The following is a 22098-nucleotide window of genomic DNA, read 5'->3' as shown; positions in this document are numbered from 1 at the left end:
AGTGAGGGAGATCAATGCATTTAATTGGGCAACAAAACAGAGTGCATATCCAAAAAGACAAAATAATGAAAATTATGTTGTTGTCTGCGGTTGTAGGTTTTACCGTAGCTATGGCAGGTTGTGCTTCTAAACCACAAATTAATAATAGTTCTCGCTATGCAATGGCTCCTAACTATTACACAGTTCGTTCAGGTGATACTTTGAGTGGTATCGCAATGCGTTATGGTCTGGACTACATCAGTATTGCTGAAATGAATGATATTCCTGCGCCATATCGTATTTATGTCAATCAATCATTACGTTTGAAGAAAGGTTCTTCACCAAGAACGGTATCTACACAAGTCATGGCACAGCCTGAGCAAATCAAGCGTCAAACGATTGCTTTGCCAACTACACAGCCTGTTGCTCCAGTAACACAGCCGTCTACTGTACCGTCAACAAATACGACAGTGGCATCAGTTGCACCAAATTCGAGCTTACGTTGGATAAAACCGACGAATGGACCAGTGATTCAAGGGTTTAATTTGGCAAATAATGTCAAGGGAATCCGTTATGGTGGAAATCAGGGTGACCCTATTTATGCCGCAGCCGATGGTCAAGTTGTCTATGCAGCTGATGGCTTAAAAGAATACGGAAATCTGGTTTTAATTAAGCATATTGATGGATATATCAGTGCGTATGCCCACAATAGCAAGATGTTTGTGAAAAGCGGTGATAATATAACTGCTGGACAAAAAATTGCCGAAATGGGATCTACTGGTGCATCTCAAGTCATGCTCGAGTTCCAGATTCGTTTGGATGGAAAACCGATTAATCCTATAAATCTTTTACCAAAATAGCTAATGCAAAAATCTTAGGTTTCCTCGTATAATGTAATTGGTTGCTTTCATTACAACAATAAGCATTTTTTATAAATTTAAAATTAGATTTGAGGAAACCTATGTTAGATCAGCTTCGTGCGATGGGTGTTTTCGCTTGTGTGGTAGAAAAAAGTTCATTTAGTGGTGCGGCACGTGAATTAGGAATTACAACAAGTGCGGTGAGTCAGCAGATACGCTCGCTTGAGCATGAAATGGATGTAACTCTATTACATCGCTCCACTCGTAAACTTAGTTTGACAGAAGCCGGACAGGCTTTTTTTTCAAGCTGTCAAGAGATGTTGGCGGCTGCTGAAAGGGGAAAAATCCGAATTAATGAATTGAGGGATGACTTAATCGGGGATTTGCGTATTGCGACAACTCCTGATTTAGCAGTTCAACACCTCATTCCTGCATTATCTCACTGGATGTCGGCTCATCGCGGTTTATCTGTGCATTTCGAAGTTGGGCATCGTTATATCGATTTAATTGAAGAGCGAATTGATATTGCAGTCCGCATGAGTTCTACTCCTGTAGAAGAGAGCAGCTTGATCATTCCGTTGGCTTTTGTAGATCAGATTTTGATTGCTTCTCCTAGTTATCTCAATCAGTCTAGTCCAATTGTGCATCCTAATGATTTAAGAGATCATGAATTGTTGTCGATTAATGTCATGAATGACTCACGCCATTTCAATTTTCAACATGTAAAAACAGGTGAAACGCTCAATATTGAAATGCAAAGCCGTTTGCAGAGCAATAATTTACAAGTTGCAAAAGCGTTATGTCAGCAAGGGCATGGTATTGCACGAATTTTATATTTGGATGCTCAGAAAGAACTAAAAAATGGTTCTTTGATTGAACTCATGCCAGATTGGAAATTACCAACGTTTACATTGTATGCAGAGGTTGCCAAGCATGATCAACAACCAATGAAAATTCAACGTTGTGTTGAAGCACTTAAACAATATTTTAGCCAGTTAGCAGGAGGACGAGCGATTCAGATCGTTCGTTAATTTTGCAAGTCTAAACATAAAAAGGGCCTGTATTTAACAGGCCCTTTTTATTACTTCTGTTTTAATGTAGCAACTTCTTCTGCATTTTCTTGTGGCAGATCGTCAGCAGTAAGTTCTTCATGCTTCTTAATTTTTTTCTTATTTTTCTTTTTCTTTTTTGGCTCTTCTTCAATTTCAGCACCATCTTCAATGGCTTGCCAATATTCAAGTTGTTCCATTACTGCTGCATAAATTGAATTTTTGCTGTATTTACCCTTCTTATCGAGAGTACCGACCGGACGAGCCATCAAAATTTCAAGTGCCTGATCAATCGTATCAATGGCATGGATATGGAATTGACCGCTGCGAACAGCATCAATAACATCTTGACGTAACATCAAATGCTGCATGTTTTGGCGAGGAATAATGACACCTTGCTTACCTGTCAGACCTTGTAGCTTACATGCATCATAAAATCCTTCAATTTTTGCATTTACGCCGCCAATAGGTTGAACTTGCCCTAATTGGTTCATTGAGCCGGTAATTGCCCATGATTGATCAATTGGTATTTGGCTAATCGCAGAAATCAACGCTGAAAGCTCAGCAACAGTTGCACTATCGCCATCAACTTGACCATAGCTCTGTTCGAATGCAAGCGCAGCGGAGAAGTGTAAAATCTGTTCACGACCAAAGTGAGCTTTCAAGAAGCTAGACATCAGCAGCACGCCTTTCGCATGAAGTGACCCACCAAGTTCTACACTACGTTCAATATCAAGAATATCACCGCCACCTTGATAAACAGATGCTGTTAAACGTGAAGGTAAACCAAATTCAACATCTGCATAATGAATGACGGAGAGGGCATTGATCTGACCTAAACGGTATCCCGACGTTTCGATTAATTGTGTACCACGTGAAAGATCTTGCCAGTAAAGTTCTCTTAAATAGCCTAAGCGGTATTGGCGATGTTGTAGAGCAAGGTTAATGTGCTGGTCGGTTACCAGCTTCTCATCCGCTTTAAATGCATGATGATGTGCTTCGCGAATCAGGTCACCTAGGGTTGAAGCATGTAAAGACAGTGAACTTTGGTCTTCAGCCTGACGACTTGAATCAGTAAGTAACGCTGCTAAAGCACTGCGATCAAACGGAAGCAATTTATCCGCTTGTACGTAGTCAGCAATTAGCTGCATGTAGGCTTGTTCATTTTCGTCATTACGTTGTAATGTATCGGTAAAATCTGCACGAATTTTAAATACACTACCAAGCTCTGGTTCTACTTCTAAAATTTCATAATAAATTTCAGGTTCTGCCATAAGAACCACTTTAATATCAAGTGGAACTGCAGCGGGTTCTATCGAGATAGAGCCTGTTAACGTCAGCATATGTTCAAGAGAAGATAACTTGAGCTGGCCTGATTTTAAGGCACGCTTTAAACCTTGCCATGCATAAGGCTGTTCGAGTAATTGCTCGGCCTCAAGCATTAAAAAACCACCATTCGCTTGATGTAGAGCACCTGGACGAATGAGAGTGAAATCTGTAGTAATTGTGCCGTTATGGGTGAGCTGTTCAACGTGGCCGAGTAAATTATAGTGCGTTGGAAAGTCTTCAAAAATAACAGGAGCGCCGCTATTTGGTTTATTTGCAACAATCACATTGGCCTGATAACGTGCTGGAACACGATTGAACATTGATGGAGTAAAATCATCTTCATCTTGTTCTAAGATCAGTTCAACATTATCAATAATATCTTGGGCATATTGTTTTAAGTAATCTTCGAGTCCTTTCACTTGACCATATTTATTTAAAATAAGCTCCATTCTTGGCATAACAACTTGCGTTGCAATATCCCGATTTAACACAGACACTTTGTCGCGTGCATCATCTTCTAAATCACCTAAATGTAGACCAAGGCGATCCAGCTTTTTATCCATATAGCGAATATTGGCTGCAATTTCAGCGCGTTGCTTACTATTTAATGCATCAATATCTGTTTGGGTAAGTTCTTGAACCTGATCGTCTTTGACTTGTACGGGAACAAAACCGTGTTTCTCATTACGAGAAATGAGTTTTAAATCGAGTTCTTCGCCTTCTTTGGTTAGTTCAACAAGCGCTTGTTGTTGGACATCACCTGTTTCTTGACGGATACGTTCAATACGATTGTGATAAGTCTCTGCACTAAAGCGGCGTTCAAGTTGTTTTAAAATAATTTGCCAAGTTTGGTCATGTGCCTGTTGAAACTTAGTTCCTTGACCTGCTGGAAAGCGTAGGGCAATAGGTTGACGTGCTTGTTTAAAATTATAGACATACACCCAGTCATCAGGTGTTGGCATTGTTTTGGCGTGTTGCTGTAACAAACGTTTAATCATGGTACGTTTGCCTAAACCAGCAGTTCCTACTGCAAAAATGTTATAGCCTGAGTAGGGTAAAGAAATTCCCGCCTCTACAGATGCTTTGGCACGATCTTGACCTAAAAAATTATTAAGAGGTTTGATGCGTTTAGTTGAAGCTGGAATTTTTTCAAAATCGGGGATATGTGTAAGTTGTTCAGGTTTTAAAACGGTCTTATCTAAGGTCATTTTTATATCAGGTTGCTCAAAAGCTGAAGGAAATGCATTTACTGTGACGTTTGTGGTGGTTGTTTTAGCGAGTGATAAAGTTGAAATAGTCACTTGATCAAGTTTTTGTGTCACTGTTGATATCCAGCAAAAGAAAACGAAGGTTGAAGCCTTAAGGTATACAGGTTTAGCATAAAATATCAAGCAAACTTGCGGTTTTTATCGCCAAAACAAAAATGTTTGCATAAAGAATCTTGAAAGCAATTGTAAGAAGGGTTTGAATAGGCACATTTATAATTTATGGAAAATAAAAACGAATGACCACACAAGCTTCGGGTTGGGTCTCGGCTTTTAAAGCGTTTTTAGATCGCCGTGCATTAATTATGCTGTTTCTGGGTTTTTCTGCCGGAATTCCAATTTTATTAATTTTCTCTAGTCTCTCTTTATGGCTTGGAGAGGCGGGCATTGATAAAAGTGCAGTCACTTTTTTTAGTTGGGCGGCTCTAGGTTACTCTTTTAAGTTCGTTTGGGCTCCTCTTATTGATGAATTACCTGTACCGATCTTAACTAAAATGTTAGGACGAAGACGAGCTTGGTTGTTAATTGCACAGTGTTTGATCGTTCTTGCTATTTGTATTATGGCTTTCTCTGACCCAGCTTTAGGTCAGAGTTATCTGGTTCAAATGGCAGTGGGTGCAGTGTTGCTTGGTTTTTCAGCAGCAACACAAGATATTGTAATTGATGCCTATCGTATTGAACTAGCAGAAACAGAAATGCAAACAGTGTTGGCATCTACCTATAATGCTGGTTATCGAATCGGCATGATTGTGGCTGGAGCAGGAGCATTATTTTTAGCTGCACATTTAGGGACTGCTAAAGGTAATTACATTTACGAAGCTTGGAAAATGACTTACTTAACCATGGCAGCGGTTATGTTAGTCGGTATTGTAACGACATTACTCGTTCGTGAACCTCAGGTAAATCGTGTCTATAAAAACTATAAGACTAGTGATTATTACCGCTTGGTTTTTGTATTTTTTATTGCTGTTATTTCATTTGTAGTCACCTATATTTATTCTGGGCAGATTACAGATGCAATCTCACAAGCTGGAAATATAAAAGACAACGCAGCATTATTTGGTTTAGAAGCTTTAAGATTTTTAACGGCTACAGCTTGCGCCATTTTTGTGGGTTATTTACTGGTTAAATTTGGTGTAGTTAATCAGCAAATGGCGAAAGAAACATGGATTGCACCCATTTTAGATTTCTTTAAACGTTATGGTGTCAAACTTGCATTAGTCTTATTACTTCTCATTGGTTTTTTCCGTATTTCAGACATTATTGCTGGTGTCATTTCCAATGTGTTTTATCAGGATCTGAACTTTAGCAAAGAAGAAATTGCCGAAGCAGTCAAAATCTATGGTGTGTTATTCAGTTTAGTCGGTGGATTCTTAGGGGGACTTTTAGCACAGCGCATAAACATTATGAAGCTTATGTTTGTGGGTGCAGTTTTAGCAAGTTCTACAAATTTAATTTTTATTGGGCTCGTAAAATCTGGTCAGCCATTAGATATGGTTGATGTAAAAGTTGGTGGTCAAAGCTATCAAGTTAAACCAGATGAAGTGGGTTTATGGAAATTAGAAGTTCCAAGCTCTGCTTTTAGTGGAACAAAACAAATTGAAGTAAAAGCTGCTTATGCTGCACAAAATACTGTGCCACCTGTAGTGCGTACTCAGCCGTTGCTGACCACCGAATTGGCAAAATCACCTCTACAAATTTTACCTGTTATGGGAAATGATCAGGTTTCATTAAAAGATGGAGAGGGAAGTGTTGTTGTTCGAGGCCAATACTTTGGGCAATCTTTAACTCCTGCACAAAAAATCATAATTAGTCTTGATGGACAAAATTTTGATGCAAAAATGACTGACCAAAAAGGTGTTTTTAGTACGACAATCGATGCTAAAAAATTAGTAGCATCAACGAGTAAAGAGCTTAAGGTCGCTGTAGTAGAGGGCGAACAGAAAATACTTTCTGCATCTCATCCATATGCAGTGAGTGCGAATCTAAAAGCGACAAGTGAATTAGATGTGAATATTGAGCCGCTCCCTTACATCGATCCACTTTCTGGCCAATCAGTTGAAGTCAGCGGTAAGGTAATTAAACCATATAGTTCTTTATGGCTCTATTTTGCCATTATTGTCGACAACTTAGCTTCTGGCTTGGCTGGAGCAGCATTTATTGCATTCCTTTCAAGTTTAACGAGTGTGTCATTTACAGCTGTTCAATATGCGATCTTTAGTTCACTCATGACGCTCACACCAAAACTTTTGGGTGGATATTCAGGTACCATAGTGAGTAATATTGGCTATCCAAAGTTCTTTTTGATGACCACTCTTATTGGTATTCCAATCTTGATTTTAGTGGTTTGGGTTGGAAAGCTTTTAAAAGATCATCAAACTCATGAATCAGAAAAGGCAGGTGAATAAACATGCGAATGCTTCATACAATGTTGCGAGTAGGCAATTTAGAACAATCTTTAAAGTTCTATACCGAAGTATTAGGAATGAAGTTACTTCGTAAGCGTGATTATGAAGAAGGGCGCTTTACACTGGCATTTGTTGGTTATGGTGATGAAGAAACCAATACTGTGCTTGAGCTTACCCATAACTGGGATACATCAAGTTATGAGTTAGGTAATGCCTATGGTCATATTGCGATTGGTGTTGACGATGCCTATAAAGCGTGTGAAGAAATTAAAGCACGTGGCGGCAAAGTTGTGCGTGAAGCGGGCCCAATGAAAGGCGGTGTTACCGTTATCGCATTTGTTGAAGATCCAGATGGTTATAAAATCGAGTTGATTCAACAAGATGCTAATGCGACAAATAACTAAAAATTGACTATGACGCTTTAAGATTTAGGTCTTAAAAGTCTAGCTTTATTTTTTTAGCCCAGTATGATGAACGCTTGACCAGATGGTCAATTTATCAACTGGGTTTTTTATTATCTAAAATAATCATAGGATGTGGCTATGTTGAAGTTATTGGCACTTGATCGATTTACAATTTTGTTAGTTGGAATGGTACTGCTAGCAACATTTTTTCCAGTCAGTGGTCAAGCAGCGCAATATTTCAATACACTGACTACTGTCGCGATTGCAATTTTATTCTTTTTGCATGGTGCGAAGCTGTCCCGCGAGGCTGTAATTGAAGGCGTTTTGCATTGGAAAATGCATTTACTTGTCTTCGCATTTACTTTTTTTATTTTCCCCGTGCTTGGTTTGTTAGCTAAACCGATTCTGTTACCTCTACTCGGCCAGCAGCTGTACTGGGGTTTTCTGTTTATGTGCTTTTTACCCTCTACAGTTCAATCTTCTATTGCATTTACATCAGTTGCAAAAGGGAATGTGGCTGGAGCGGTCTGTAGCGCATCTTTTTCCAATTTGATTGGTATGTTTATTACACCCGTGTTGGTGAGCTTTTTTATTTTAGGCCAAAGCCAACATGGGTTCGACCCGACTGCTTCAATTATACAAATTACATTGTTGCTGTTAGTGCCATTTATTTTAGGGCAAATATTACGTCCTTATATTTTCCCGTATATGGCAAAAGTCCCAAGTATCGTTAAAGCATTCGATCAAGGCTCGATTTTGATGGTAGTGTATGGCGCGTTCAGTGGGGCAGTGGTTGCAGGTCTTTGGCATCAGGTAAATTGGAAAACCTTGCTTATTTTAGTGGTTGCTTGTTCAGTTCTTTTAACGGTCATTATGTTATTAGCACTGTATCTACCTCGTGCTTTTGGATTTAACCGAGCAGATCAAGTCACGGTTTTCTTTTGTAGTTCAAAAAAGACGTTGGCGAGCGGTGTGCCGATGGCGCAAATCTTATTTATTGGTCAGCCTTTAGGCATGATTGTGTTACCTATTATGATCTTTCACCAAATTCAATTAATGGTTTGCGGGGTCATTGCAAATTACTGGGCTAAATCTAAAGATTAATTCGCAAATAAAAAATATTTGGCGTATAATCTTGTCCACTTGTTGTGCTTAGCTCTAACCCTAGGGGTTTCGGTGAGCCAAAAGAATGGTCTGTTGTGGTGTTGATCTGCTCATTTTGAGCTTTCCTCGATTTATTTTGAGAGTGATCAATTGCGATAACAGCTTAAGCCTTTCTAAATTAGGAGTAATCGACGATGCGCGCCGATATTCACCCAAAATATGCAACATTAGTAGCAACTTGTTCTTGCGGTAACGTAATCGAAACTCGTTCTGCTTTAGGTAAAGACACTATCTACCTTGACGTATGTTCAGCTTGCCACCCTTTCTACACTGGTAAGCAAAAGAATGTAGACACTGGTGGTCGTATCGACAAATTCAAACAACGTTTCTCTGGTATGTCTCGCTCTATCAAGCGTTAATACTGAAAAACGAAACAAAAAACGGGCTTTATGCCCGTTTTTTGTTTATGAACGACAAGACCATTATTGGTCTTGTACGTCTGTTAATCGATCAAGTCTTTTCTGGAAATAACGACCTTGTAAGAAACGTGCTTCCACATTCCAAGCGTTAGCAAATAAGTTCATATCATTAAGATCGGCAAGTAAAATCCCAATAGGTTTTACAGTTAAATAATTTAGAATCTTTTCTTGTAATTGCGCTAAACCAGCATCTGAGTTTAATAGCTCTGTCTTCTTCGATTGCAATTTTAAATATTGAACATCAAGTTGTTGCAATATCGATTCACTATACATAGAAGATGTGAAATCCCGAATTGAAATTTCTGCGCCGTGTTGACGTAGGCGGGCTATAAGTTGCTGTGCAATTGCAAGGTGTGGCTGAATCGCTTGCTCTGAAAATTGTAAAATCAACGGGCTTTCTTGCTTACTACCAATAATGGTGAGTAATTTCGAAATAAGCTCAGGGGCTGATTTATCTTTAAGTAAGATATCAATATTCAAGTTGATAATCAGCTTGGCTTTCGGGTACTGCGTGATGAAATTATGTAGCTGCTTGCAAGCCTCGACCAAAATCCAACGGTCTAATTGAATCGAAAGTTCACTATCATCTCGCAATGCGGCTAAATCATTTAAATCATGCCACTGTTCATCTGCAATAAAACCACTCGTCACTTCGTAGTTATGGGTTTCTTGATCATGCTTATCATAAATCTGCTGATATTTTAAATGAATCTCACCCCGTGCCAGCTGTTGCTTTAACTGCTGCAATAGTGGTGAGGGCATTGGAGCATCAACATTTTGAAGGCTTAAATTAAGTGACAGAGACGAGCTGATAGGTTCAGAAGGGATAATATCGATTGTTGGCGTTAGCTCAATTTCTGGCTTGGCCTTAGGTAACGCTTGCTGATTTGTTTGATCAAGAAGCTTTGCAAAGCTAGCTTCATTTAATGGTTCTGTAATTTGCGCATAACTCAGTTTGAATTGTACTGAGTAATTAAGTTCATTAACCGTTAATAAATGCTCTTTTTGCAAACTTTGCAGACTAGCCAATTGGGAGTTAAGGACTGTACTGTTTTCGGCTTGCAAAACGCCAAGATATGACCCAAGTTCAAGATTAAAAATCGGCATTTGAGCCTGTTCTTTCAGGAAACTTTGCAGCTCATTAAAATATTGTCCGGGTGTTTGCCAGTCTAGTTGAAACACTCGTTCTGGACACTGATTTAGTCTGAATAAAACCAATGCATTCGCTTGAGCAGGGTGTGTTGATAGTTGTCGATTAATTTGTTGCCAAGGCGCAGTGGATCCGTAACTTTTTTCAGAAAATGCTGTATTTGCAGGTGTTTGTAAATCCAGTTGATAGTCAATGGTTAACTGTACAGCGTCTTCTTCCTGACTTGGAATAAATTCAAGTTTTAAAGCATTATTACCTGAAATTGCTGCATGTTGACTTTGGATTTCAAAACGAGCCTGATCAAATTGACCTAATGAAATTTTCTTAAATCTTTGTTTAAAAATATTTAAATCATTGGGTTGTAAAACATCTAAGATGGGTAGGCCGATAATCTCTTCTTCTTGCTTAAAGCCAAAAAGGTTGAGGTATTCTGTATTTGCCTTAACGTGCATGCCTTCTTGAAAGAGTGCAACTGCTTTATGACTGTTATTAACCAACGTTTGTGTATGAGAATGAATAGTTTCCAATTCATTGGTCAGACGTTGCTCAGTTTGCAATAAGTGACTATATGACAAGGTCCGAATAAGCGTGATATAAAAATAATCTAATGGCTCTAATGGAACTACGTCATAAATACCTTTATGAATATAGGCTTGATATTGCTGAGGTTGATAATCTTCAGGTTGCAATAACAAAACAGGTAAATGTGGCTGTTCAGATGCTTGAATAAGGGAGAGTGTTTGTTCAATTTTCAGGTCATAAGCACGACCAAAAATAATAGCATCCCAAGGCGTATTTAACTGTTTTTCGAAACTTTTTAGATCATCAAGTAATAAAGCATGAACTTGATAATTATTCCCCAATAATAAATTTAAAATCTGGTTATAACGTAGCTGGTTGTCATCAATAATGAGTAAACGTGTTTCAGTACGTTTTAACTTTTTAGATAATAAAGAGTTTCTCACTTTAGTGCTTCCCATAAATCTTGACTGCTAGAGTTGCTATTCTTTTTCATCATGAACTGATCAAGCAGATTTTGTTGCTGCTCATTCAGAAGTTCGAAATGAAATTGAATAAAACTTTGAGTAATGAGTTGTGCTTTGAGTAGATACACTTTGATTTCTTCTGTCCCCAATCGTAAATGAATTGTTTGTTGCTCTCTAAAAATTTGTGACCCCGGTAAAATCAACGTATTTTGTATTTCTTCTAGATTTTGTGTTTGTAGTAATAGTGCAGGATGATAATTGCGTGTATGACGCTCTGCCTGAACATGCACTGCGCAAGGGAACATCGCCTGTGACAAAATCTCTAGACCTAACTCTAGAGATTTCTCTGTCGACTGTTTAATCCAGCGGATTACGCCACCACGCCATTGTCCATGCAAAGTTTCTTTAACTAAAATATATTCACCGGTTCTTAAATTTTTCGGTGCTTCCCCAGACCATTTAATACGATATCCATTGACACTAATATCGAGAACAGTGGTTTGATAAATAGTTTTGCTTTCACGACTTAAGCGTTGGTAGGATGTGGTTTGTTGTTCTTTTTTCTCTAAATTTGATAAAACTTTAGACTCACTTTGTAAGTTGTAGTTATTGTTAAGTTGTAGTGTTTCTTCAAAGTTTTTTGCTTTCGCTAGATAGAAATGAGCTGTACTTAAACCGAAACAAATTTGTAGCTCTGCATTGTATTCATAACGTTCGTGACGACGTTGAGCCGTTGTACCTAAAATCGTTTGAACATGAAATTTTAAAGCTGGGCTTAAATAAAACTTTTCATTTTTGGAAATATATTGCGCATTTTTATGCATGGTTGCAGTGACATGCTCAAGTAAAGCCTGAGTGCCTATAAAAATGCTTGGGCTAAAGTTAGAGCTGCGTTTGGTGTTATAGACTGGCGGATGGTCTTTACTTGGGTCGACAACATATTTGGTTAAGGCAGTATCTTTCGGCAAAATATGAATCATTCTTGCCCAGTCAAAACTACATTGGAATAAGGCTTGAATTTCTGACTGACGAATCTGGTTTGTATTTAAAATATCGAGCAAAATTAGCTGAGCATAAGCTTGGGTAATATTTGCTAGAGGGTGGTGGATACCCTGAATATGATTAATATTGATGAGATGATATTTGTGTTGAACAGCGGTTTCATAGAGCTGATGTGCAACCAGCCACTGTCCTTTAAGAGGCTCACTATAGAGCATATGCTGCTGATATAAGAGACTCGTTAATTGTTGTAGTGCATGAAAAGTCGATAAGGTACGTGCCGTTTGCAAATTCTTTTTTTGCTTATAGGCAAATAGAGAAAACTTTTGATGCTGTAATTGCCCATGACTATTTTGTGCAATATTTAAATAAATACTGGCGAAATAGCAACGCAGCAACATCGCTAACTCAATAATATGTTCGTTACGGTCTGTACTAATCACACCTTGGTTAAAAAAGTTTTTTTCTAGACTTGCAAGAACGTTATTAATGGTGGGATGAAGCGTTTGTATAAGATCAAAACGTAAAGTTTCACTACATTTTAATTCATTGAGCTCTAAAATGGCGGTGAATAATGCTTTTGACGTATCGCCGAGTTGCATAATAGAAAGGGTAGTGACCCATTCATTAAGATCTTTAATATTGGCTTCACAAAAGCTTAACCGTTCACGAGTGAGTTCGGTTTGATTGTGAAAAATGTCCGATAGTGCATTATTCATCATCACTTATTATATAACTCAAAATGTTGTTGCCCCAAAAAGCGGTGTTTTATTCTTTTCGCCCGCAATTTCCCTGACGAGTTTAGGAACCAAATACCCCGGTAGGTTCGCTAACACATCACGATATATATCATCTATCTCAGATGGTATTAAATCAAAATGTTGTGCACCTTTTACTTTATCTAAAACATGTAAGTAATAAGGCATAACGCGAGCTTCAAATAAACGATAACTTAAATCAATTAATGTCTGTGCAGAATCATTAACGCCTTTAAGCAATACTGCCTGATTAAGTACAGTAATGTGCTCGGCAGATAACTGCAACAATTTTGAACAGGTAAAGTCATCGAGTTCAGAAGCGTGATTTGAGTGTACCACCAGAACTATACGCAGCCTACTGTTTTTTAATAAAGAAATTAGCTCTTCGTCGATCCGGTTTGGAATCACAATTGGAACTCGTGAATGAATTCTCAGAATCTTAATTTGTTTGAGAGATGATAAACGTTCTAGCCAAAGTGCGAATTTACGGTTAGAAAGCGTAAGGGGGTCTCCACCACTTAAAATGATTTCATTAATGTGCGGATTCGCTTCAATGTAATTTTTAATATTTAGCCAATCATCATTTTTCGGTAAATTTTCTTGATAGGGAAAATGACGACGGAAACAATAACGGCAATGTACCGCACAAGCACCTGTCAAAGTCAGTAAAAAACGTGATTTATATTTATGTAATACACCGGGTAATTGATTTGCTGCTTCTTCACCCAAAGGGTCTGTTACAAATTCAGGATGTTCTTCAAGTTCTAAATGATGAGGTAAAACCTGTAGCAAAAGCGGGTCAAAAGGGTTTTTAGCGTTCATTTTTCCGACGAACGCGCGAGGAACACGCAATTTAAACTGTTCAGAAGCCAGAATCGCACCTGATAATAGCTGATCAGAGGATAACTCGAGTAGGCTTAGCAACTCCGACGGATCAGTAATAAGGTCACTCAGTTGTGATTGCCAGTTTTGCTCTTGGTATAAATAGTTTATCATTTGACACGATTAAGATAATGCAACAACGCATTATATCGCATAGTTGACTTGTTAAGTTTGGAGTGTGCCTTTCATGGCCTATTATTCTACAAATGATTTTAAAGCAGGCCTTAAGGTTATGCTTGATGGTAACCCATGTTCAATCATGGAAAACGAATATGTAAAACCAGGTAAAGGTCAAGCGTTCAACCGTGTAAAATTACGTAACCTTAAAACTGGTAAAGTATTAGAAAAAACTTTCAAATCAGGTGACTCTTTAGAAGCTGCTGATATTGTTGAAGTTGAAATGGAATACCTATACAACGATGGTGAAATGTGGAATTTCATGGATCCTGTATCTTTTGAGCAAATCGCTGCAGACAAAACTGCAATGGGCGATGCTGCAAAATGGTTAAAAGACGATTCAAATGAAAAATGTACGATTATGTTGTTCAACGGCGTACCTTTAACTGTAAACCCACCGAACTTCGTTGTATTAAAAATTGTTGAAACTGATCCAGGCGTACGCGGTGATACATCTGGCGGTGGCGGTAAACCAGCTAAGCTTGAAACAGGTGCGGTTGTTCGTGTTCCGTTATTTGTTCAGCAAGAAGAAAGCGTTCGTGTAGATACTCGTACTGGCGATTATTTAGAGCGTGCATAATAGTTAAAAAATACACTATTATCGAAGGGATGATGTAAATCATCCCTTTTTTTATGCGAAAGTATAAGAGGAAAAAAATTAAAGGAGGAGTACAGTCACAAGGATTTGATAGAACAGTACATAACAATATAAAAATGCTGTAGTTATTTATTGAGAGGTTAAGAATGGACACAATGCAAGCGAAATCTACGCTTCCCTCCAAGCTGGTCTGGAGCCTAGTGGCAATTATAGGTGCAATTTCTTTTGGGATGCTGGCACTCAGTCGTGGTGAACATGTCAATGCAGTTTGGCTTGTACTGGCTGCAGCATGTGTATATAGCATCGCATATCGATTTTATAGTCTATTTATTGCAACTAAAGTATTTGAATTAAACCCAAGACGTTTAACCCCAGCCCACCGTTTAGCCGATGGTCTGGATTATGTTCCCACCAATAAATATGTACTTTTTGGTCACCACTTCGCTGCAATTGCAGGAGCGGGGCCATTAGTCGGGCCAATTTTGGCTGCACAAATGGGTTTTTTACCAGGGACAATCTGGCTACTGGTCGGTGTGGTTGTCGCGGGTGCAGTACAAGACTTCTTAGTTTTATTTATTTCAACGCGTCGAGACGGTCGTTCGCTTGGTGAAATGGCAAAACAGGAACTGGGTTCTTTTGCTGGTATCGTTGTAATGCTTGGTGCGCTTGGGGTAATGATTATTATCCTTGCAGTATTGGCTTTAGTTGTGGTTAAAGCACTTGCCCATAGTCCATGGGGTGTTTTCACGATTGCAGCGACTATCCCAATTGCATTATTTATGGGCATTTACATGCGTTTTATTCGCCCGGGACGTATTGCTGAAGTTTCGATTATTGGCTTCGTCTTAATGATGCTTGCAATTGTTTACGGTGGACATGTTGCAGCAGATCCTTACTGGGGTGAGTTTTTCACCTTAACAGGAACACAGCTGACATGGTGCTTAATCATTTATGGTTTTATCGCCTCAGTCTTACCTGTCTGGTTATTGTTAGCACCGCGTGATTATCTATCAACATTCCTTAAAATTGGTGTAATTCTCGGTTTAGCAGTCGGTATTATCATTGCATTACCTGAACTGAAAATGCCAGCAGTGACTCATTTTATTGACGGTACTGGCCCTGTTTTCTCGGGTAGCTTATTCCCATTCCTATTTATTACCATTGCCTGTGGTGCGATTTCTGGTTTCCATGCACTTGTATCAAGTGGTACAACACCAAAACTCGTCGATAACGAAGCTGATATTCGTGTGATTGGTTATGGCGGTATGCTCATGGAATCATTCGTCGGTATCATGGCGATGATCTGTGCAACTGTCTTAGATCCGGGCGTGTACTTTGCAATTAATGCTCCTGCGGCTGTACTGGGTACAACTGTAGAAACTGCGGCAGAAGCTGTGCGTAATTTAGGCTTTGTCGTTACTCCTGAAATGTTAACTGTGTTGGCACAGGAAGTCGGAGAATCTTCGATTTTATCGCGTACGGGTGGTGCGCCTACCTTTGCGATTGGTATGGCACATATCATTTCGGAAATTTTCAATAGCCGTTCAATGATGGCATTCTGGTACCACTTTGCCATTTTATTTGAAGCGTTATTCATTTTAACTGCTGTAGATGCGGGTACACGTGCTTGTCGTTTTATGGTGCAAGACACGGTTGGTATTGTTATTCCTGCGGTTAAAGCATCAGGTTCATTCTTTGGTAACTTGGTCGGTACTGCGGTTGCAGTCGGTGGATGGGGCTTCTTCGTCTATCAAGGTGTGATTGATCCACTCGGTGGTGTTAACTCCTTATGGCCTTTATTTGGTGTTGGTAACCAAATGTTGGCTTCAATGGCACTCATTTTGGGTACAGTCATTCTGTTTAAAATGAAAAAAGAAAAATATGTTTGGGTGACGATCATCCCAACAATTTTCTTATTCATCACCTGTATGACTGCGGGCTGGCAAAAGATTTTCCACGAAAATCCTAAGATTGGTTTCTTGGCACAAGCGCATAAGTTCTCTGACGCGATTGCTCGTGGTGAAATATTAAAACCAGCTAAAAGTATTGCTGAAATGCAAAACATTGTGATGTCGAATCAGATTAATGCTGCGCTTTGTGGCTTCTTTATGATTGTTTCGATTGTCATGATTATTGCTTCAATTGGTATTGTGCGCCGTGCTTTAGCAAGCCCTAAACCAACAGTAAATGAAGCGCCAGCTGTATATGCTGATCCGGAAGTGGTCACCCCGCGAGGAGAGTAATGATGAATTTTAAATTTGCAAAAAATGGAACTGTCATTATTGCGAAAATCATCAAAATGACGGTGCTCTCACAAAAAGAGCTGTTGCTTTCTCCAAAGAACTGGTCGCGTATTGCAACCTTGTGGCAGCGTTTGCAGCAAAGCTTTCGACTGATGGTTGGCGTGCCAGACTATCAGACTTATGTGGAGCATATGAAAGCTCATCATCCTGATTTAACCCCAATGGATGCGACGACTTTCTACCGTCATTGTGTCGATGCGCGTTATCCATCGGCAGGCGGTACTTTAAAGAAATGCCCTTGTTAAGTTGAGCTTGATATTTAGCTAAACAAAACGGTATGTGGTTAAACCATGTACCGTTTTTCTTTTTTTGAAAATGAAAAATGTTTGCTTAAAGTCTGCTCATTTGTATTTTTTTCAATTGAAAATCACTTGTTTTGCTTTTGAAAAATGAATATTATGCTTTCCATTCTAGGTGTATAGCTCAGTTGGTTAGAGCGCTACGTTGACATCGTAGAGGTCTCCAGTTCGAGTCTGGATATACCTACCAAGATTTAAAGTCATATAAACTCGAATAGCTTTACATGACTTAAAAAGCCCTAAACTGTAATGGTTTAGGGCTTTTTTTATTGCTTTTCATAAATTCATACAGCTGATTAATCCTTAAGCAGAAAATAATTAAAAATTTCTTTTGAAGACCAAGATAGGAGCGGCTCAAAACAATGATGTCTAAGCGTTTGGATATAATTTTTATTTGAATACATTGAAATAAAGCTTAATAAAATAGTTTAAACAAAAGATGTTTTGATAGGTTTGTGAATAATAATTACGTGAATAGTATTTTATTTTTTTATGCTCTAAAATTTTAAAAATACCAATTGGTAAATGTAACATATCAATTTTAATCAATAAATTTACTTATTTTTTAATTGTGATATTATGCGCCCTCATTTTGGTAAGCCAAAATGGCTTATTAGAGTGATTTTTTAAATTTATAAAATTGGAAACTTCATGTTAAATATAACTAAATATATAATAGCTTTAGCTTCAGTATTCATAGTAACAACTAGCCATGCTGCTAGTGCTTTGGATGTTTCACCAATTTGTAAAAAAGTTGGAAAAGATCTAGATAGCTATATAAACAGAGGGGCGCATTGTTTAGAGTCCGAACCATTTGAAATTCCATTGACTGATGCAAAAGGATTAAATGTAGGTACTGCGAAAGTGGTTGCATATGTTTATTCTGATAATCCAAAAAATGCATTAACTTGGACTTTTAAATATAAACTGCGCACACAAATTATAGGGCAACCTGGCGATTCTCTAAAAGTACGACCTGAGTTGTACTGTTATAACTGCACAGCAAAGACTGTCTATGGCAATCCAATTAATTTAGTAAATGGGTTATCTTTAGAATCTACAACAACTTTCACGCCGTCTAATACAGAGTTAGCTTCTTCAAACCCGTTATCATTATCTCCTAGTGTGTCTTTTCAAGTCGTTAAAGCAAACGCGTCATTTAATGATGCTGCAAGTTATGATCCAGGTATTTATAGTCCGGGTGTTCGCTGTGATATAGGTAAAGCTAAGGCAAATACGAAAGGATGTGTATATTCAGATGTACCACCTGTCCTTACTACAATTAAAGTCACTAATCCCGATGTAGATGAGTCTGCAAAGCATATTAAAGAAGCATTTGCCGCTGGACAGCCAGGTAAATTTATTGCAGGCTCAGCCAACTCGGTTTTTCCTAGTTCAAGTGCAAGTCCTTTAACTCGTTTGCGCGATGCTCAAACTCGTAAAGATAATCGAGCTGAATCTGTGAAAATGTGCAAAGTTAAATATGGTCCAACTGTTGGTTCAAAGTGCTTCTTTACTGGCGATTCAGATGAAGTCGCTACAGACTGCGATTGTGATGAATTTCCATTTGCAGCTACCCACCAAGGTGGTACAGGGGCTTCGGTGAAAAAAATTGATGCGTCTGACAACCGTAGAGCAGGTAGTTTTTTAGGGTCTTTCTTCAATGCTGAACGCGTTTTAGACGGTGATAAGTTCTTTATTAATGTTGATTAATAATTAAAATTAGCGAAGTACCTCCTATTTGAGGTACTTCCAGGAATTATATTTATGCAAAAAAAACTTCCAGTACCCGATAACTTACCAAATCATTTAACGGACATTTTTTATCACATCAATATAAATTTGCCAAAAGGCGATTTAAAAGAAACTGTAGAGCTGGATGACGCAATAAATCAAGTTAATGCAAGTGATGTGTATGCTTTACAGGACTATCCTCTACATAATTTATCAGGATATGCAGGATGGGCTATTAATTCAGAAATAACTCAAACTGCAAGTAAAGAAAGCCCTTTATTAATTACTCATTGGTACTATTGGGGACAACAACTTTATCGGTCTATTAATCCATATAAATTAGACCTAAAAGCTCCAAGTTTGTTAGAGATTCCTGCCTATACAAAATTACCAGAGTCTTTAGATGCAGTCATTGCTGAACAAGATGAAAGATTAGATCTTTCTGATACCGATGCTAAAAAAATTACTGGCTCCATTCCTGCTATGCATGGTGTTATTCCTAAGGGCAGTATATTTAAACAAGGCGATGTGATTTTAAAAAAAGATGAAAAGCTAACTCCTGAAAAATTAATTGCCTTAAGACGGGCTGGAATCAAAGAATTATCTATATATAAGAATCCTAAAATTCTCATTGTAAGTATGCATTCTTTTGATAAAGATGAAATGAGTGAGGAAAGTCTCTATGTTAAAGATGTCTTGAAAACATGGGGATATGAACACGTAGAAATAAAATTGCTTAAACCTGAACGTTTCGATGCAGCATTTAATAATCTTAAAAAAGATAATGACCCAGCTTTAGATGACTCATTAACGACAAGCAGGGACAATTATATAAAGTTCTTTGAAGAACAAACCTCGAATTTTGATGTCATTCTTTGCTGCACATATCAAAATAACCATTCTGCTTTATTTCAGCTTGAAAAACTTCCTATCTTTGATCAAAGCAGCATGTCATCGGCTTTGAATACTCGTTGTATACCAGCGAATGAAATTAAAATTCTAAAAGGCAAAGATAGGACTCCACCTAGTCGTGAGACAGTGCAGATATATGATGAAAGCGGTAATCATAAAGGTATGCGAGTAGTTGTTACAGAAGATAAAGCGACTATTATTAATTTACCGGGTGATATCCAAGATATTGCAATTCTGATGCATGCTTTTGTGAAATATATTTTGAATAAGCACATCTCAGACTTTTTTGATCATGCTTACTTTAAAGGTAAAGCTGACATAGAGATTGTTCCTGATACGACAAACAGAAAATTGTTATGGGGAAGTTATAAGGCTCAAGAAAATGGTGAATATTTATTAGAAATTATTGAGCAACAGCAGCCATATCAAATTGAACCGTTTGTCAAAGCGAACTGTATTGTGATGGTTCCGTTTCAAGAGCAGGTCATTGCAAAAGGCACCGATTTATATTTTATGAAAATAGATTAAGTCTAATTTCTATTTATAAGTTAATTGGGCGGTGTAACCTCAGAAATCTGTAACCTTTGTACTTTCTAAAAAGGTTACACCCTCAAAACTTTGCTCTATAAAGCTGTAACTCCCAGAACCCCCACCTTTATAACCCCCAATTTAACAATAACTTATTCATTATTTATCCTTACTTTTTAATGATCTAATTTAAAGCAAATGTCATTTGCTTGAGTGCAAAAGGGTAGAGCACAGTCCTTTGCCTGCCTGCATTGAGCACCCCCCCTTATAAACATTCAGAATCCAGAACATCACCTATTTTATAAATAAAATAAATATATATATTAGAAAACTTGATTAATTTTATTTTTCGTATACAATGAACATAACTAGAAAAAGTCATGTTTGGTAAATCTTCTCTAAGTACCGCAGTATTAGTCATAATCCTTCGTTTTTTTCAGATTTTCAGCTCCATTCTTTATTATTTCGATGTTACTCATAACCAATAAAATGGTTTAAATTTTTAAAAAAACTAGGATGTATTATGTCTAATTCAAATATCATGAAAGGTACTGTTAAGTGGTTTAACGAAGCTAAAGGTTTCGGTTTTATCCAACCAGAATCAGGACCAGACGTTTTTGCTCATTTTAGCGAAATCGCTAACTCAGGTTTCAGAACTCTTGCTGAAGGTCAACGTGTTGAATTCAGTGTTGCACAAGGCCAAAAAGGCCCAAATGCTGTAAATATTGTTGCTCTATAAATAATTATAAGCAGTCATAAGTAAAAAGCACTAATGAGTGCTTTTCACTTTAAATTAATTTTAAAATTATTTTAAGATTATAAGTAAATTTTAATTTAGGATATAAATTGTTAAAAATAAATGATTTAATTGCAAAATCTAAAAATGGTACAGAAATTTTAGTGTCTTTAATTCCTCTAAATAGAATACAAAATACACGTCAAGGTTTTAAAACTGTTGAAGTTGGTAAAAGAGTTCTTCTTTCCTCTGGAATTGAAGTTGATTTAAATTTAGATGGGCGTACCTTTTATGCGTCTATAAATCAACTATTTAAATTAGATTATAGAGTTAGTTAAAACTCAGTTTGCTATTGGATATTTAGGCGGGTCCATTATTTCTGCCATAATTTTATTAGGATATCGTCATGCTTAAACAAAATATCAGTGTTAAAGACCAGTTTGGAATTAAATACGTCATTCAGGCAACAGTAGATAGTTACTTCGCTAATACTCAATGTTTTTCTAATTTAAAATACATTACAGTTGAAGGTGAAGATATACGACCGGGTTTTGAAATGTTTTTTCAAAGTACTCTAAGTGGTAAAATTTTTAAAATTGATAAAATAAATTAATCTATCCACGCAGTACATTTAACGTTGCAGGATAGCGTTCTTTTAAAAATAGAAAAACCTCATAGCTTTAGGGCACATTTCAAATACTCAATTAAACAATAACTTTAATAATAAAGCGCAGGTGGCGGAAGCCGCACTAGCGCATTTCTAGTTTCCTAAACTGCTATATCTCAAAATTCCCACCTTTATAAACCCCCATTTAACAATAACTATCTCATTATTTATCCTTACTTTTTAATGATCTATTTTAAAGCAAATGTCATTTTGTGTGCTTGACTGCTAAAGGGCAGAGCACTATCCTTTGCCTGCTGGCCACATTGCCAGTCGGTTTTAGCAGACCGTTCCGAAAAGCATTAAAAGTTAATTCTTTTAGTGACGAACCCTCGTGCCCCCTCTACGGTGGAACGGGAGGGGGACACCTTCGGGTGTGCTGGGTTTTTTCGGCCAGTCTGCTAACCCCCTTTCGTTCTGCCACCATAATTCTATAAATGTTTGGCAGAACTCCCAATAAAAAGGAGTTGGCTTTGCACATTCATTATTTCTTGG

At 37.7% G+C, this 22098-nt stretch carries 18 protein-coding genes and 1 tRNA gene; 15 read left to right on the top strand and 4 right to left on the bottom strand.

Going from position 1 to position 22098, the window contains the following annotated elements; all coding sequences use genetic code 11:
- The first annotated feature begins 14 nt into the window (after window positions 1–14).
- The gene (locus ODQ17_RS11650; protein WP_151766906.1) at window positions 15–839 is read left to right on the top strand and encodes a peptidoglycan DD-metalloendopeptidase family protein; all 825 of its coding nucleotides are present in this window, start codon (window positions 15–17) and stop codon (window positions 837–839) included.
- A gap of 101 nt (window positions 840–940) precedes the next feature.
- Window positions 941–1870: a LysR family transcriptional regulator gene (locus ODQ17_RS11645; protein ID WP_151821805.1), complete on the top strand. Its 930-nt coding sequence runs from the start codon at window positions 941–943 to the stop codon at window positions 1868–1870.
- 50 nt (window positions 1871–1920) lie between these two features.
- On the opposite strand, the gene ODQ17_RS11640 is transcribed toward ODQ17_RS11645, so the two are convergent.
- The gene (locus tag ODQ17_RS11640) at window positions 1921–4539 is read right to left on the bottom strand and encodes a Lon protease family protein (protein ID WP_322903765.1); all 2619 of its coding nucleotides are present in this window, start codon (window positions 4537–4539) and stop codon (window positions 1921–1923) included.
- A 182-nt stretch (window positions 4540–4721) separates the two neighbouring features.
- On the opposite strand from ODQ17_RS11640, the gene ODQ17_RS11635 reads away from it, so the two are divergent.
- From ODQ17_RS11635 to rpmE, 4 genes are all read left to right on the top strand, one after another.
- Entirely contained in the window at window positions 4722–6890 is a 2169-nt protein-coding gene (locus ODQ17_RS11635; RefSeq protein WP_322903763.1) for an AmpG family muropeptide MFS transporter, read from the top strand.
- A gap of 2 nt (window positions 6891–6892) precedes the next feature.
- Window positions 6893–7294 carry a lactoylglutathione lyase gene (gene gloA / locus ODQ17_RS11630; RefSeq protein ID WP_005307276.1) on the top strand — a complete coding sequence of 134 codons (402 nt, stop codon included), beginning with the start codon at window positions 6893–6895 and terminating at the stop codon, window positions 7292–7294.
- Window positions 7295–7426: 132 nt separating this feature from the next.
- A complete protein-coding gene (locus ODQ17_RS11625; RefSeq protein WP_171056844.1) occupies window positions 7427–8398 on the top strand; it encodes a bile acid:sodium symporter family protein in 972 nt (323 codons plus the stop codon).
- A gap of 194 nt (window positions 8399–8592) precedes the next feature.
- The gene (rpmE, locus tag ODQ17_RS11620) at window positions 8593–8817 is read left to right on the top strand and encodes a 50S ribosomal protein L31 (RefSeq protein WP_003650476.1); all 225 of its coding nucleotides are present in this window, start codon (window positions 8593–8595) and stop codon (window positions 8815–8817) included.
- A gap of 63 nt (window positions 8818–8880) precedes the next feature.
- On the opposite strand, the gene ODQ17_RS11615 is transcribed toward rpmE, so the two are convergent.
- Genes ODQ17_RS11615 through epmB form a run of 3 tightly spaced genes read right to left on the bottom strand, consistent with a single transcriptional unit; the run spans window position 8881 to window position 13766 of the window.
- Window positions 8881–10992, bottom strand: coding sequence for an EAL domain-containing protein (locus tag ODQ17_RS11615; RefSeq protein ID WP_322903759.1), 2112 nt, complete (start codon window positions 10990–10992; stop codon window positions 8881–8883).
- Window positions 10989–12734, bottom strand: coding sequence for a hypothetical protein (locus ODQ17_RS11610; protein WP_049837196.1), 1746 nt, complete (start codon window positions 12732–12734; stop codon window positions 10989–10991). The genes ODQ17_RS11615 and ODQ17_RS11610 overlap by 4 nt, the downstream gene beginning before the upstream one ends.
- A 15-nt stretch (window positions 12735–12749) precedes the next feature.
- Window positions 12750–13766, bottom strand: a complete 1017-nt coding sequence (gene epmB, locus ODQ17_RS11605; protein ID WP_005307267.1) for an EF-P beta-lysylation protein EpmB — start codon at window positions 13764–13766, stop codon at window positions 12750–12752.
- Between the two features lie 73 nt (window positions 13767–13839).
- On the opposite strand from epmB, the gene efp reads away from it, so the two are divergent.
- The 9 genes from efp (at window position 13840) to ODQ17_RS11560 (ending at window position 21552) form a co-directional block, all read left to right on the top strand.
- Window positions 13840–14409: an elongation factor P gene (gene efp / locus ODQ17_RS11600; protein WP_004790907.1), complete on the top strand. Its 570-nt coding sequence runs from the start codon at window positions 13840–13842 to the stop codon at window positions 14407–14409.
- 164 nt (window positions 14410–14573) lie between these two features.
- The gene (locus ODQ17_RS11595) at window positions 14574–16670 is read left to right on the top strand and encodes a carbon starvation CstA family protein (protein ID WP_322903756.1); all 2097 of its coding nucleotides are present in this window, start codon (window positions 14574–14576) and stop codon (window positions 16668–16670) included.
- Window positions 16670–16975 carry a YbdD/YjiX family protein gene (locus ODQ17_RS11590; RefSeq protein WP_322903755.1) on the top strand — a complete coding sequence of 102 codons (306 nt, stop codon included), beginning with the start codon at window positions 16670–16672 and terminating at the stop codon, window positions 16973–16975. Before ODQ17_RS11595 ends, ODQ17_RS11590 begins: the two co-directional genes overlap by 1 nt.
- A 167-nt stretch (window positions 16976–17142) precedes the next feature.
- Window positions 17143–17219: transfer RNA gene (locus ODQ17_RS11585), tRNA-Val, on the top strand.
- Between the two features lie 461 nt (window positions 17220–17680).
- Window positions 17681–18742 carry a NucA/NucB deoxyribonuclease domain-containing protein gene (locus ODQ17_RS11580; protein ID WP_322903753.1) on the top strand — a complete coding sequence of 354 codons (1062 nt, stop codon included), beginning with the start codon at window positions 17681–17683 and terminating at the stop codon, window positions 18740–18742.
- Between the two features lie 54 nt (window positions 18743–18796).
- Window positions 18797–20203 (top strand): molybdenum cofactor biosysnthesis protein MoeA, encoded by a 1407-nt coding sequence (locus ODQ17_RS11575; RefSeq protein WP_322903751.1) that lies wholly within the window; start codon window positions 18797–18799, stop codon window positions 20201–20203.
- 523 nt (window positions 20204–20726) lie between these two features.
- Entirely contained in the window at window positions 20727–20942 is a 216-nt protein-coding gene (locus tag ODQ17_RS11570) for a cold-shock protein (RefSeq protein WP_003650532.1), read from the top strand.
- A 107-nt stretch (window positions 20943–21049) separates the two neighbouring features.
- Window positions 21050–21277, top strand: coding sequence for a hypothetical protein (locus ODQ17_RS11565; RefSeq protein ID WP_005307255.1), 228 nt, complete (start codon window positions 21050–21052; stop codon window positions 21275–21277).
- Window positions 21278–21345: 68 nt separating this feature from the next.
- Window positions 21346–21552 (top strand): hypothetical protein, encoded by a 207-nt coding sequence (locus ODQ17_RS11560; RefSeq protein WP_013197165.1) that lies wholly within the window; start codon window positions 21346–21348, stop codon window positions 21550–21552.
- Window positions 21553–22098: the final 546 nt, after the last annotated feature.

The organism is Acinetobacter sp. IRS14 (assembly GCF_034650275.1).
In the GTDB taxonomy this organism is placed as follows: Bacteria; Pseudomonadota; Gammaproteobacteria; order Pseudomonadales; family Moraxellaceae; genus Acinetobacter; species Acinetobacter oleivorans.
This window is presented reverse-complemented; position numbering and strand designations above follow the sequence as displayed.